Here is a 14,989-nt window from a genome sequence, read left to right on the forward strand (position 1 = left end):
TTGTTTTAAACTAAAATAGGCTGCTAAAAATAGTAACCTATATAAAAAGAGTATATTACTTTGATCATTCCCCAATAATCCTAAACTAAATAGTTACTCTTTAAATAATCCCTACAACAAAACAAGAAAACATTGTTTTACCCTACTTTAATTTAAAAAAATAAAACTCTACTTTTTCGCGTATCTTATTTTAGTTTTATTTTTCTTTGCATTCTACTCATGAAAATACAACGAATAACATATTTATCAATAGGAACCAACCAAGGTGATAAGTTCAATAACATTCAAAATGCAATAAATTTAATTGCTGATAAGATTGGTGCCATCCTTAAAATTGCGTCCGTATATAAAACACCTTCATTAGGTTTTGATGGCGCAGATTTTTACAACACTTGTATTAAAGTTTCCACTTATTTACCTCCAGAAAGCTTAATTAAAAACTTACTTGCCATAGAGAAAGAATTAGGAAGAGCAAGAAAAGGTACAAATGGTTATGCCGACAGAATTATTGACTTAGATATTATTTTATTTGAAGATGAAATTATTTTCTCTAAAAATCTTATTGTACCGCATCCGCGGATGTTAGATCGAAAGTTTGTATTAATTCCTTTAGTAGAAATTGCTAGAAACACTATTCATCCGATAGAAAAAAAACATTTATATATTTGTTTAGAAAACTGTACAGACGATTCTGAAATTACACCTATTAAAGAGCAATTAAAAAGACCGACTCCTATTACTGAAAAATACAATTACATTGCTATAGAAGGAAATATTGGTGCAGGAAAAACATCCTTAGCTAATATGATGTCTGACGAATTTAATGCTAAAGTTGTGTTAGAACGTTTTGCTGACAATCCGTTTTTACCAAAATTTTATGAAGACAATGAGCGTTATGCTTTTCCGTTAGAAATGAGTTTTTTGGCCGACAGGTATCAGCAATTAACAGATGATTTAGCGCAGTTCGATTTATTTAAAAACTTTATTGTTTCTGATTACTATATTTTTAAGTCTTTAATTTTTGCTCAAGTTACTTTGCAAAAAGACGAGTATAAATTATACCGTAAAATGTTCGATTTAATGTACAAAGAAATCACTAAACCCGATTTATATGTATACTTATATCAAAACACAGAACGTTTGTTAGAAAACATAAAAAAGCGCGGGAGGGATTACGAGCAAAATATAGAAGCTAGTTATTTACAAAAAATACATGACGGCTATAGCAATTTTATAAAAACACAACAAGGGTTAAATATTTTAATTATTGATGTTTCTGATTTAGACTTTGTAAATAACTCAGAAGATTATGAGCTTATCATTAATAAAATAAAAAACCATACTATAATTACGGGCTTTATGGGTTAATGCCCTTTTACATAACAATTATATTCTTTCTATTTCGATATTAATAATAGTTCCTCTACCCTTTTTAGAATCTACCATTAAAGTCCCGTCTATTTTGTCCAACCGATTTTTTATATTTACATAACCCAAACCTTTTGGAGTTTCATAAAAGTTAAAACCTACGCCATTATCTTCAAACATAATACTTAAGCGTTTGTTATCCGATAAATTTACATTTAACTCCATAAAAGAAGCCTTTGCGTGTTTAAGTGTATTGGTTATTAATTCTTGAATTATTTTAAAAACTTCTGCTTTTATATCTTGAGGCAATCCATTTATTTTTTTCTTTGGATACACAGTAAACGAAGTAACAATATTACTTGAATCACCAATATTATTTAAATAAATTTCAATAGCATCACAGAAATCATCTCCTTTTTTTTGATCAGAAATTAATGAATGAGATATATTTCTTACTTGTGTATACGTATCATCTATCTGAATACTTACTTTTTTAAGGTGTGCTGGGTTTGTAATTTTCGTACTTCCTAATTGAAGTTTAATTGCCGCCAAATTACCACCAATGCTATCATGTAATTCTTGAGCAATTCTTTCTCGCTCTATATCTCTTCCTGTTATATTTGCCTTTATTAATTCTAGTTCTTTTTCTTTATATAATGTTGTTACTTTTTGCAAATTAATTTCTTTCTCTTTTTTATTTAATTCACTTTGTGCTTGAAGTCTTAAATAATAATTAACAAGTACACCTATAACAAGTACTAGAAGAATTAAAAAAGAAGCCAACATCAATTTTTTATTCTCCTTTTCTTTTTTCAAATTAAACTCTTGTAAATCTTGATCTTTCTTAAGCAATACAATTTCTTTTTCTTTTTTTATTGTTTCATATTTAACCTCTAGTTCATTAATTTTTTCAACTTTTTGTAATTCATTAATAGAGTCTCTTATTTTAAAATAATTTGAATTATGGTAATAGGCATCTTTATAATTATTTCTTTTTATTGCTAATTTCTTTAGCTTTTCATAAATTTTCAATTGCCTTCCTAACAACCCATATTCTATTGCATCAATAAGAGCTACACTATAAGTTAAACCTGCATTCTCGTAGCTTTTAAGAAAAACATATATATTACCTAAACCAATTTTAGCTTCTGTTTTTAATTGATAAAAGCCTTCTTTATTACTTATAGCTATTGTTTCGGTATAAAGTTCTTTTGCCTTATCTGTATTTTTTTGTTCTACTGCATTATCAGCTAAATTTAAAAGAATTACAGCCATTGCTTTGGCGTTATTTTCTATTAAACTAATATCATATGCTTTTTTAAGAAACTCATTAGAAGCATTGTATTGTTTCAATTCGCCATAAATCATACCTATATTTATATAACTCCCATAGGTAATTTCTTTGTCTTCAACATAAGACAAACATTCTTTAAAGGTACTGAGTGCTTTTTTTAAATCTTTATCATTGTAATATGTTAAAGCTAAACCGTGTGTGTTAGCATAATAAGAGTATTTTTCATTATATTTTTGAGCTTCTTCTATTCCTTTTATATACCATTTTTTACTTTCGCTATTCAGTCCTTTTACATTATAATTTTTTCCTAAAAGATTATAAATAGTTGATTTTCTTTTTGCTTTTAAGGAATCTCCTCCTTCTGTATTTAATCTAAGTGATTCTTTAGCGTAAAAAATTGAAGAATCTATTGCTACTTTTCGATTAAAATAATAGGCTAAAATCATATTACTATTCATTAAAGCATATCGAGATTTAATCGATTTCTTTAACTCTTTAGCCATCACATACGCCTTTTCTGGCTCATTATTATTCAAAAGAAAAAAAGCTTCACCAATTAATTCTTTTTCACTTTTAATACTGTTGTCTCTTAATTTATTTATTTGACTGTTACTTGCAATGCTACACAGAAACAACCACAGTCCTAAATATTTAAAAATAAATTTAATCATAATCAAAAATAGTCATTTATAGCTATAAATATTTTCTAAAAAACACAGTAATTATTCGCTTTAATATAATTTTAGAGCACATAATTTAGTCAAACAATCTCAATGAATATCACATTTATTATAGCAACTAAAAAAAGCAGCTTAAAAGCTGCTTTTCTTATTTTTTCAATTCTAATTTCTCTGCAAAATAATCACAAAAATCTCGCATAGTTGCGCCCATTTTAGCATCGTCTGTAGCTCTTTCAAATGAAGCTGCCATAGATACTAATGTTTGATGATAAAACTGCTTCATTTCATCAACAGGCATATCTTTTGTCCAAAGATCCATACGTAAAGTATCTTTTTTCTTATGATCCCAAACCGATAACATGATTGCCTTAGAAGGTTCGTTATCAATTCCGCCATCTTCAGCATTCCATGAAATTTCTTCAGGAACTTTATTCTCGTCTAACCCTACCTTAAATGTTATTTTAGAAGTGTGCTCTATCGCCATTATTTCTTTGGTTTATATTTTGATTTTTTGAAGATTTCCTCTTCGTTTTTTTGTAATAATTCTTGCAAAGATACATCATTCTTTTGCATGTACGAACGCACAATTTGCCAACCAATAAACTCTCCTATTCTACCTGGTGACTGATTATCTTGCTCCATATAAAACTTAGAAAAAGGTGCAATATCTATAAAGCGTTTATCTAATTCCTTACTGGTACTATACAGCATATCTTTTTCAATAAAATATTTCCAAATATGTTCTTCATTATTTTTTGCCCAATCATATTTAACTAGAGAGTATCCTATTTTTTGTTGATCAGAAACCATCGGTAAATAGGTATCTAACAAATACATTCTCTTTCCTTTTTGAATTATCTTATCAATAAAACTTCTTTGTTTACCCGCAAACACTTGTGCATTTATTATTGCTTTTGCTGCATCTACAATAATATGTTTTTTATCATTGTTTTGTTTTACATAAACAGGATAATCGTTATAAAATGGATGCTTTTTACCAAGATAAGCATCTAAAGAAATTAGCAATAAACTATCTGCATATACAATTCGATTATCATAATCGATATTTGTTAACATTGTAATTACTCTCGGACTTTTAAACTTCGGATTGTAATATTTTAAATGCTTAAAAAGTGATGTTAACTCAGCTCTTAAACTATCTATGTTTTTATAAACTTTTTGAGTTTCGTTAAACAATTCTCTTTCATCCTCGTTTTTTATTTTATTTACCCAAACACTATCGGGTTGTGGTGGAAACAACAACGGATATTTATTTTTTGTTTCATTTAAATTATTTGAAGTCGTAGTATAAAAATCAACGTCAAACCGATCTATATTTACAACAACATCAATATTAGAAACATCAACCTTAAAATTAATAGTTGCCTCTTTTTTACAAGACATTAAACCAGTAACTAAAACACAAAGTGCTAAAAATTTTCTCATGAAGTTTAGTATATTTACATTCAATATTACAACGTCAAAATTACTAAAATAGTTTATATCCTTTTTATATAAATCTTTAAAAATCTATCTGATTATGAATACACCTAAAGTTTCAGAACATATTGTACAATGGCTAAAAGAATACGCAACAAATGCTGGCGTTAACGGGTTTGTAATTGGTATTTCTGGTGGTATAGATAGCGCTGTAACCTCAACTTTATGTGCAAAAACGGGTTTATCTACTTTATGTATTGAATTACCGATTCATCAGGCAGAAAGCCAAGTAAACAGGGCAAATGAACATATTAAACAGTTAAAAGAGCGCTTTAGTAATGTTACCGAAGGTGAAGTAAACTTAACAAGTACTTTTGAAAATTTTAAAAACATAGTTCCTAAAGTTGAAAAATCAGCGAAAACCGATTTAGCCTTAGCAAATACACGTGCGCGTTTACGCATGACTACTTTGTATTATTTTGCAGGTTTACACGGATTATTAGTGGCCGGAACGGGTAATAAAGTAGAAGATTTTGGCGTAGGTTTTTACACCAAGTATGGTGATGGAGGTGTTGATTTAAGTCCTATTGCAGATTTAGTTAAATCGGAAGTATTTGACTTAGCTGCGCATTTAGAAGTGCCACAATCAATTCAAAAAGCACAACCTACAGATGGTTTATTTGGTGATAGCAGAACAGATGAAGATCAAATAGGTGCGTCTTATGATGAATTAGAGTGGGCAATGCAAATGCAAAATGAAGGTAAAAGCAATGCTGATTTTTCTGATAGAAAACTAGAAGTATTTAAAATATACACTCGTCTTAATCGAATTAATCAGCATAAAATGGTACCTATTCCTGTTTGCGAAATACCTAGTAACTTAAAGTAAATTAACCAACAGCATTTGTCGTTTAATCTTTTGATAGGCATGTTTTTTATGTCCGTTCGAAATTTTAAACGGCAACAATACAATCAATCTTAGTAGTTCAAAAAAATCTAGCAATTTTTTCATAATATCTTTTTCTTTTTTTCGTTTCGAAATTACAGAAAATATATGATATAATAAAAGAGGATAAACACTTATATATTAATATCTAAACCACGCGGTTAAGCTTCTCGAATAATCGCTTTTTTAAATCGGTGTAATTAGAAATTTCTTCGAGGTCTAGTACTGCATTTTGAGTTTGTACTTCGTGCATAATCTCTTTAATTTTTTCTTCAATCAAAATTCTTCTTAAATTTAACACGGCATCTGAAACTAGTTTAGGTAATATTTTTACCGTTTCTGTTACAAAAATCTCTTTTCGCTCCCAATCGCTTAAAGAATATTTTTCTTCATCCATTAAGATATTGGTTACTAAATTTGATATTTCTTGATTTTCATGCATTATTAATTGATCAATAGAAATTTTTTCATCTTGATTTAACTGATGCACTAATTGATAATAAGTTAATTTAAAAATTTCGTTGGCAAACTCAATTTCATCTTCTTGTAAATTTAAGTACAACTCATTAGAAACTGTATTTTGATATTCTTCTTTTTCTAAAACAGGACGTCCTTTTTCATCAACTCCATCTACCCAGTTTACAAAATCGATTACTTCATTTCCGTATAGCAATAATATTCTTATAATTTCTTTTTCTAAAATATTAAGTTGATCTATTTTTTGACGACCTTTTCCTCCTCCTTTTACAAGACCTAAAGCTGTTTCTTGTTGTGGAGAATATTCTGCTTGCGGCTGATAAGAACTATTACCTTGACCCTGTTTATTTGAACTAGCCATTCCTTTACTAATTAGCTGCGCTAATTCGCTAAACAAAACACGTTCAGAAATATCCATAATACGCGCACATTCTTGCACGTATACTTCTCTTTGAATACCATCAGGAATTTTAGAAATACTGGTAACAATATCACGAATTAATCCCGCTTTTTTTACAGGGTCGTTCGCAGCGTCCTCCATTAATAAAGACACTTTAAACTCAATAAAATCTTGTGATTTTTCGTCTAAATATTGTTTTAATTCTTCTGTAGAGTGTGCTTTTGCAAAACTGTCAGGGTCTTCTCCTTCAGGAAAAGAAACTACTTTCACATTCATACCTTGTTCGAGAATCAAATCGATACCACGAATAGAAGCTCTAATTCCGGCAGCATCACCATCAAATAAAACAGTAATATTTTTAGTTAATCGATTTACCAATCGAATTTGATCAGAAGTAAGCGCAGTACCAGAAGAAGCAACCACATTTTCTACTCCCGATTGATAAAAAGAAATAACATCGGTGTATCCTTCTACCAAATAACAGTTATCTTGTTTTGCGATCTCTTTCTTTGCGTGATAAATTCCATATAAAATTTTACTTTTATGGTAAATATCACTTTCTGGAGAGTTTAAATATTTTGCTGCTTTTTTATCATTGGTAAGTATTCTACCTCCAAAACCTAAAATTCGCCCCGACATACTATGTATCGGAAACATTACACGACCTTTAAAACGATCGAATTTTTTGATTTGTGGCCCACCTTCCTTTACAATTGTTAAACCTGTAGATTTTAAATACTTTAAATCATAGCCCTTTGCTAATGCAGCATCAGTAAAATTAGTCCATTCATCTTTACAATACCCTAAATCGAATTTTTCGATAATATCTTCTCTAAAACCTCTTTCTTTAAAGTAAGACAATCCGATTGCACGCCCCTTTTGACTGTTCATTAATACATCGTGAAAATAATCTTTAGCAAATTTAGATGCCAAAAACATACTTTCTCTTTCGTTCAGCTGCTCTTTTTGCTCGTCAGATTGCTCGGTTTCTTCAATTTCTATATTATATTTTTTCGCCAACCATTTAATTGCCTCCGGATATGTATAATGCTCATGTTCCATCAAAAAAGAAACCGCGTTCCCTCCTTTTCCTGTACTAAAATCTTTCCATATCTGTTTTACAGGCGATACCATAAAAGACGGTGTTCTCTCATCTGTAAACGGACTTAAACCTTTAAAACTACTTCCAGATTTTTTTAATTGCACAAACTCTCCTATCACCTCAGCTACTTGGGCGGCTTCAAAAACTTTCTCTATCGTTTGTTGGGTTATCATATAGTGTAAAATACAGCGAACAAATATACTCGTTTTATATATTTTGTTGATTAAAAAGAAATAACATCAGTATTTTATTTGCTAAAAACTTATAAATATATAGTTTTGCCACAAATTACCCATCATGAAAACATATATATCATTCATATTTACAATATTACTAAGTTTAAATGTTGCTTCACAAGAAACAATTACCATTCCTGATATTGGTTTAGAAGAATGTCTAATCGATTTAGGAATTGACTCTAATGGTTTAAACGGAAGCATTTTAGTTAGCGATGCAAGATATGTCGTTAATTTAAATATAAATGACCCTATAACCAATAAATTATTACCAAACGTACATTCGAAAGTTAAAGATTTAACAGGTCTTGAAAGCTTTCCTAATTTAAAACGTATCGATTGCTTTGGTAATAATATTACTAAAATAGATTTATCTAAAAGCACCTCTATTACTTTTTTAAATTGTAGTGATAATAAAATAGAGCGTCTTGACCTTCGTAACAACACCGAATTAGTTTATGTGAGTTGTGATAATAATGAGTTAACAGAACTTATTATTGGGAAAAATGAAAATCTTGAAAGTTTATATTGTAGCTTTAATCGTTTAACCAACTTAGATGTTAAAGGCTGTACAAAACTAGAAAGTTTAGATACTACTAGTAACGAAATTGATGCTATTCTTGTAAATGACAAACAACTTAACAATATCCCTCAAGGGTGGTATAAAGACGATACTGCTGCATACACAAACAACTTAGACATTAACGAAAGTGTTGAAGTTAAAACTGAACAAGAAAGCAAGCCAACGGTAACAAAACCAGTTAAAAAAGCGCAACCCGTACAGAATAGCTCATCAAAAGAAACAGCTTCTAATTATTATGAAAAGTTTCAACTTTCTGTCGTTACTGAATATGATAAATTAGTTTTAACAACGGCACATTTACAAAGTAAAAAGAACGAATTACAACAGCAATATAATTTAAATCCAGCTCAGTTAACCGAATGGATTAATAAATACTCAAGCTTACTAGTTGCTAATAAAAATGCTGTTAAAAGTACTGATGTTGGCTTACCTCAAAAACATTCTGTTGCTTATTATTCTAAATTCAAGAAATCAGCTGTAGAAGAGTATGAAAAAGCTATTTTAACACCTTCTTACTTACAAAGTAAAAAAGAAGAAGTGCAAAAGAAGTACAATTTAAATACTAAAGAGTTTACTGAGTGGATTAATTTACTTGGAAATTCTGCACTTAAAGCTAAAACTGTACACCCACAAGAAACAGCAGGGAGTTATTATGAAAAATTCCAAAAATCAGTTGCTAAAGAATATGAATATGCTGTTTTAAATGCAACTCATTTACAAAAGAAAAAAAGCGAAATACAGCAAAAATATAATTTAACTGCAGATCAACTTAATCAATGGATTAAAAAACATAGTAAAGTTATAACGCACTAAAGCACTTTTAACACAAAATAAAAGAGACCACATTTATTAAAATGTGGTCTCTTTTTTGTTTTACTTTATCAAGTTTGCTCGAGCTAAAATGTTTTTAACTATAAAAATGTTATTCTGAAAATAGATTCAGAATAACGCTTTGACACTGAATTACGAAACAGCTCTTAATTTCTTTAAAGCTGATTTTGTAACTTTAGATTCTGCATATTCTTTGGTTACCTTTAACTCTTTCTCATCAGAACTAGGCATATCAAACATTGCGTCGGTTAAAATAGCTTCACATAACGAACGTAATCCACGAGCACCCAATTTATACTCAATTGCTTTATCAACAATATATTGTAATGCCTCTTCTGTTAAAGTAAACTCAACATCATCCATCGCAAATAACTTTGTATATTGCTTTATAATAGAATTTTTAGGTTCTGTTAAAATGGCGCGTAATGTTTTTGCATCTAACGGATTCATGTAACTTAATACAGGTAAACGACCGATGATTTCTGGAATTAATCCAAATGATTTTAAATCAGACGGAATGATGTATTGCAACAAGTTACTTTCATCAACCTTATCTTCATCTATTGAAGCACTATAACCAACTGCTTGCATATTTAAACGCTTACTGATGATTCTATCAATTCCTGAAAAAGCACCACCAGCGATAAATAAAATCTCTTTGGTATCTACTTCAATAAACTTCTGATCTGGATGCTTTCTTCCTCCTTTAGGAGCAACATTTACAACAGATCCTTCTAATAATTTTAATAACGCTTGCTGAACACCTTCCCCAGATACATCTCTAGTAATTGACGGGTTATCTCCTTTACGAGCTATTTTATCAATTTCATCAATAAAAACAATACCTCGTTGTGCTTTATCTACATCGTAATCTGCGGCTTGTAATAAGCGACTTAAAATACTTTCAACATCTTCACCTACGTAACCTGCTTGCGTTAAAACGGTAGCATCTACAATAGAAAATGGTACGTTTAACATTTTAGCAATTGTACGTGCTATTAATGTTTTACCAGTACCTGTTTCACCTACTAAAACAATGTTAGATTTTTCTATCTCAACCTCATCTTCATCATCTTTAGACTGTAATAATCGTTTATAGTGATTATAAACGGCTACCGACATTCCTCTTTTGGTTTCGCTTTGTCCAATGATATATTCATCTAAAAAAGCTTTAATTTCTTTTGGCTTTCTTAACGTTAAATCTTTAGATAATCCTTCTGATATAGCTCCTTTAACTTCTTCTTCTACTATTCCGTGTGCTTGCTCTATACATTTATCGCAAATGTGCGCATCCATACCCGCAATTAATAAATCGGTTTCTGGTTTTTTACGCCCACAAAAGGAACATTCTAAGTTTTCTTCTTTCGACATTTTATGCTACTTTATAACGTTATAACGAGTTTACAACGTAATCTCGTTATAACAGTAATATATTATTTTCTTGTTAAAATTTCATCTACCATTCCGTACGCTTTTGCTTCGTCGGCTTTCATCCAATAATCTCTATCAGAATCTTCTTGTACTTTTTCGAAAGTTTGTCCTGAATGATCTGCAATGATATCATATAATTCAGTTTTTAACTTCCCGATTTCTTTTACGGTAATTTCCATATCAGAAGCTTGTCCTTGTGCACCTCCCATTGGTTGGTGAATCATAATACGAGAATGTGGTAATGCAGAACGCTTCCCTTTAGCACCCGCACACATTAAAACAGCGCCCATAGATGCTGCCATACCTGTACAAATTGTTGCTACATCTGGCTTTATAAATTGCATGGTATCGTAAATACCTAAACCTGCATAAACGCCTCCTCCTGGAGAATTAATGTATATTGAAATATCTTTGCTTGCATCAACACTTTCTAAGAACAATAATTGTGCTTGAATTACATTGGCTACTTGGTCGTTAACTCCTGTACCTAAAAAGATAATTCTGTCCATCATTAAACGAGAAAAAACATCCATTTGGGTAATGTTCATCTGACGTTCTTCCATAATATATGGCGTTAAACTACTTGTTATTTTACCTAAATATGTACTATTTATTCCGTGCTCTTTTGTTGCGTATTTTTCGAATTCTTTTCCGTAATCCATTTTAAAAATGTTTTTTGGGTTATAAGGTGTAAATATAAGAACTATTTCGTTAGTATATTACTACTGTTTATGGCTAAAAAAACCTGAATTTACATTCAGGTTTTTTTATATTGTAACAACTTAAAACTGTTATTTATATACTTCTTTGATAAAGTCTTCGTAAGAAAGTTCTTTAGCATCGAAACTCATGTTCTCTTTATAAAAACCTAATAATTTTTGGCTAATTAATTGAGATTGTAATTTTTGAGCTTCTTCTTGGTTTTGTAATACTCTACCAGCAATATCGTCTAACTCTTTTTCTTCTGGATTCATGTTACCAAACTGTGCCATTTGCGAACGGATAAATCCTTTTGCATAATCCACTAATTCTTTATAATCAATCTTAATATCGTTATCCTTCATAACCTTTCCTTCGATTAATTGGTAACGTAAACCTTTTTCAGATTTATTATATTCAGCTACAGCTTCTTCAGCAGTTAATTGCTTTTCACCTGCAGTTTGTAACCACTTTTGTAAAAATTCAGTAGGTAACTCAAACTTTGTATTCTCTACTAAGTTTTCAGTAATTGCATTTAATAATTGCTGATCTGCTTGTTGCTGAAATTGTTTTTCTGCGTCTTCTTTAATTTTATCTTTTAAATCAGATACTGTACTTACACTTCCGTCAGCAAATAATTTATCAAATAATTCTTTGTCTAATTCTGCAGCTTCTGTTTTTGTTACTTCTTCAATTGTAAAAGCAACAGCAACATCTAAACCATGAACCGCTTCATGAGCAACACCTAAAGCATCTTGCAACTTGTGCTCATCTTCAAATAAGCTCTTTGTTTTTAACTCTAAAACATCACCAACCTTAGCACCTACAAACTTTTTTAAGTTTGTTTTACCTTTAATATCTTTTACAGAAATTGTTGATTTTTTATTAATTTCTTCTGCTTCGTTTGCAAATGTACCTGTAATGTTAGCTTCTTCTGTAGCTGCATCAATAGGTGATATTTTACCGTAACGTGTTTGAATATTTTCAACTTCTTTAGTTAATAACTCATCTGTAGCGATGATGTTATATTGCGTAACCTTATTTTTAGGCTTCAAGTTTACATCAAATTCAGGAGCTAGCCCTAATTCGAATTCAAAAGAAAACTTCTCCGCATCCCAATTAAAATTATCTTCTATTCTTGGTAATGGATTTCCTAAAATATCTAATTTTTCTTCGGCTAAATATTTATTTAATGATTGTTGTAAAAGTTTATTTACTTCATCAATCATTATTGATTTTCCGTATTGTTTCTTAACCATTCCCATTGGCACTTGGCCTTTTCTAAATCCTGGAATGTTTGCTTTTTTACGGTAATCTTCTAATTGCTTTGTTACTGTAGCTTGATAATCTTCAGCAACTATATCAACTTTTATAACTGCGTTTAACGCATCTACGTTTTGTTTTGTAATATTCATCTTAAAATATGTTTCTTTAAAATCGGGTGCAAAATTACTCTTTTATTTATTTAGAAACAAGACAATCAGTTACAAGAGCAAAGACTTGTTTTAAGCTTGCATCTTGATTCTTATCCTCTTGGCTCTTTTTACTTCTTCTCTTCTTTTAATAACGAGAACAAGAATGATCTGAATATTGATAACAACACACTAAATAAGAGTGCTGTGAAAAATCCGTTTACGGCAAAACCGCCTACCAAATTACTAGCGAATAATATAATAACAGCGTTAATTACAAACAAGAATAACCCAAGCGTTACAATAGTTGCTGGCAAAGTAAAAAACACTAATAACGGACGTACAAACATATTTAACAACGAAATTACTAACGCAACAATTACTGCGGTTACATAACTTGTTACCGTTACTCCTGGCAATACACTTGCTAATACGATAACTGCTAACGCGGTTAGCAATAATTTTAAAAATAGTTTCATTACTTTTATTGTTTTACTGATAAAAAGCGATAATCGTACCAAAAAAGATAACCTGTAAATTTGTCAGTTTTAAGTTGATATCTTTATTTTTTTAACCACACGAACCTAAACGATGAACAAAGACAATCTACAAAACTACATACAATCAATACTGCCAATGCCTAGTGAAAAAGCAAAATTATTGACAGAAAAATTCGAATTGATTGAAATTAAAAGCAATATTGATATTTTAACAGAGAACAAAACTCCGAGAGCGACTTATATATTAGAATCTGGACTCGTAAGATCTTACACAGTTGATAGTAATGGCAATGAAATTACTACCAATATTTTTTCTCCTTTTTGTTTTGTAAACGACTTTCTATCATTTTTTAAACAAAAACCTAGTAGCGAAAATTTTCAAAGCCTTACCGATTGTGTTTTATGGAAAATGAAATACGAAGATGTACAAGAAAGTTTTCATAGCATACCTGAATTTAGAGAGTTTGGTAGAATGATGTTGATTCTGAATTATTCTAACCTTAAAAATCGCATGCTAGGTATGATAAAAGATTCTGCCGAAAAACGTTATTTAAAATTAATGAAAAAGCAACCTGAAATCCTTAAAAGCGTGTCTTTAAAAATCGTAGCTTCTTATTTAGGTATTACCGATACTTCGTTAAGTAGAATCAGAAAAGAAATCTCCTTAAAATAATATAAATACACCTACATTTAGCATCAAAAAATCAAGTTGATTCCTAAAGCGTTTTCTACTAACTTCGCTAACTAAAATCACCCTTTTTCTAATTCACAAATGCGATATTTTATACACTTAGGATTCAATGGTACCGATTACAGCGGTTGGCAAAGACAGAATAACACCCAAAATACGGTTCAAGAAACCTTAGAGCAAACACTTTTTAAACTCTTTAAGAAAAGAATAAGCGTTTATGGTTGCGGCAGAACCGATGCTGGTGTACATGCTAGCCAATATGTTATAGACATTAATATTGATGAAGCACCTAAATTCGATTTAAAATTTAGGCTGAACAAAAATCTACCCAATAGCATCGCCGTTTTTGAAATATTTAAAGTCAACGAAGACCAATATGCGCGTTATGGAGCAGTATCACGCACCTACGATTACTTTATCCATTGGAAGAAAAACCCAATACTATTTCACAATAGTTCTTTTTATGAAGATTTAATACTAGACTTCGACTTAATAAAAAAAGCTGTGGCTCTTATTCGTAAAACTAGAGACTTTAAAGCATTATGCAAACAACCACATTTATACGATAATACACTGTGTGAGATAAGTAATTGCGAATTATTTATTGATGAAGCACAAGGACGCATGCGCTTTACAATCACCGGTAATCGTTTTTTACGCGGCATGGTAAGAATTTGTGTTTATTATTTACTAGAAGTCGGACGCTGTAAAATAACTTTAGATGAATTTAACGAAATTTTAAATCTGAAAAAAGAACAAAAAGTTAAGTATTCTGCGCACCCAAACGGTCTTTTTCTCAGTAAGGTGGAATACCCTTTTTTAAAGCTGGATGATTCATATAATTTGGTTAAAATGCTGAGTGTTGGATTGGAGTAATTAAACAGAAACACCTCCAAAAA

13 protein-coding genes are annotated in these 14,989 nt (G+C 30.3%); 5 read left to right on the forward strand and 8 right to left on the reverse strand.

All coding sequences use genetic code 11. The features are described from left to right. Positions 1 to 219: 219 nt before the first annotated feature. Complete coding sequence (gene folK / locus N2251_RS08650; protein WP_260586333.1) at positions 220 to 1,368, forward strand: 2-amino-4-hydroxy-6-hydroxymethyldihydropteridine diphosphokinase; 1,149 nt, start codon at positions 220 to 222, stop codon at positions 1,366 to 1,368. 18 nt (positions 1,369 to 1,386) lie between these two features. Here the strand turns inward: folK and N2251_RS08655 are convergent, their stop codons facing one another. The 3 genes from N2251_RS08655 to gldB form a co-directional block, all read right to left on the reverse strand. Then, positions 1,387 to 3,333 (reverse strand): tetratricopeptide repeat-containing sensor histidine kinase, encoded by a 1,947-nt coding sequence (locus tag N2251_RS08655; RefSeq protein ID WP_260586334.1) that lies wholly within the window; start codon positions 3,331 to 3,333, stop codon positions 1,387 to 1,389. Between the two features lie 157 nt (positions 3,334 to 3,490). Then, positions 3,491 to 3,826, reverse strand: a complete 336-nt coding sequence (gene gldC / locus N2251_RS08660; protein ID WP_218771432.1) for a gliding motility protein GldC — start codon at positions 3,824 to 3,826, stop codon at positions 3,491 to 3,493. Then, a complete protein-coding gene (gene gldB / locus N2251_RS08665; protein WP_260586335.1) occupies positions 3,826 to 4,788 on the reverse strand; it encodes a gliding motility lipoprotein GldB in 963 nt (320 codons plus the stop codon). The genes gldC and gldB overlap by 1 nt, the downstream gene beginning before the upstream one ends. Positions 4,789 to 4,882: 94 nt before the next feature. On the opposite strand from gldB, the gene nadE reads away from it, so the two are divergent. After that, positions 4,883 to 5,671 carry an NAD(+) synthase gene (gene nadE / locus N2251_RS08670; RefSeq protein WP_260586336.1) on the forward strand — a complete coding sequence of 263 codons (789 nt, stop codon included), beginning with the start codon at positions 4,883 to 4,885 and terminating at the stop codon, positions 5,669 to 5,671. Positions 5,672 to 5,876: 205 nt separating this feature from the next. On the opposite strand, the gene dnaG is transcribed toward nadE, so the two are convergent. Beyond that, the gene (dnaG, locus tag N2251_RS08675) at positions 5,877 to 7,880 is read right to left on the reverse strand and encodes a DNA primase (RefSeq protein ID WP_260586337.1); all 2,004 of its coding nucleotides are present in this window, start codon (positions 7,878 to 7,880) and stop codon (positions 5,877 to 5,879) included. A gap of 124 nt (positions 7,881 to 8,004) precedes the next feature. Between dnaG and N2251_RS08680 the strand changes: the two genes are divergently transcribed. Then, the gene (locus tag N2251_RS08680; RefSeq protein WP_260586338.1) at positions 8,005 to 9,339 is read left to right on the forward strand and encodes a leucine-rich repeat domain-containing protein; all 1,335 of its coding nucleotides are present in this window, start codon (positions 8,005 to 8,007) and stop codon (positions 9,337 to 9,339) included. Between the two features lie 150 nt (positions 9,340 to 9,489). Here the strand turns inward: N2251_RS08680 and clpX are convergent, their stop codons facing one another. The 4 genes from clpX to N2251_RS08700 form a co-directional block, all read right to left on the reverse strand. Further along, positions 9,490 to 10,728, reverse strand: a complete 1,239-nt coding sequence (gene clpX, locus N2251_RS08685; RefSeq protein WP_260586339.1) for an ATP-dependent Clp protease ATP-binding subunit ClpX — start codon at positions 10,726 to 10,728, stop codon at positions 9,490 to 9,492. A 62-nt stretch (positions 10,729 to 10,790) separates the two neighbouring features. After that, a complete protein-coding gene (gene clpP / locus N2251_RS08690) occupies positions 10,791 to 11,450 on the reverse strand; it encodes an ATP-dependent Clp endopeptidase proteolytic subunit ClpP (RefSeq protein WP_260586340.1) in 660 nt (219 codons plus the stop codon). Between the two features lie 129 nt (positions 11,451 to 11,579). After that, complete coding sequence (gene tig / locus N2251_RS08695) at positions 11,580 to 12,902, reverse strand: trigger factor (protein ID WP_260586341.1); 1,323 nt, start codon at positions 12,900 to 12,902, stop codon at positions 11,580 to 11,582. Positions 12,903 to 13,030: 128 nt separating this feature from the next. Continuing rightward, positions 13,031 to 13,378, reverse strand: coding sequence for a phage holin family protein (locus tag N2251_RS08700; protein WP_260586342.1), 348 nt, complete (start codon positions 13,376 to 13,378; stop codon positions 13,031 to 13,033). 112 nt (positions 13,379 to 13,490) lie between these two features. On the opposite strand from N2251_RS08700, the gene N2251_RS08705 reads away from it, so the two are divergent. Next, positions 13,491 to 14,072 (forward strand): Crp/Fnr family transcriptional regulator, encoded by a 582-nt coding sequence (locus tag N2251_RS08705; RefSeq protein ID WP_260586343.1) that lies wholly within the window; start codon positions 13,491 to 13,493, stop codon positions 14,070 to 14,072. Positions 14,073 to 14,171: 99 nt separating this feature from the next. Beyond that, positions 14,172 to 14,966 (forward strand): tRNA pseudouridine(38-40) synthase TruA, encoded by a 795-nt coding sequence (gene truA / locus N2251_RS08710; RefSeq protein ID WP_260586344.1) that lies wholly within the window; start codon positions 14,172 to 14,174, stop codon positions 14,964 to 14,966. Positions 14,967 to 14,989: the final 23 nt, after the last annotated feature.

It is taken from the genome of Tenacibaculum haliotis (assembly GCF_025215075.1).
GTDB classification, from domain to species: domain Bacteria; phylum Bacteroidota; class Bacteroidia; order Flavobacteriales; family Flavobacteriaceae; genus Polaribacter; species Polaribacter haliotis_B.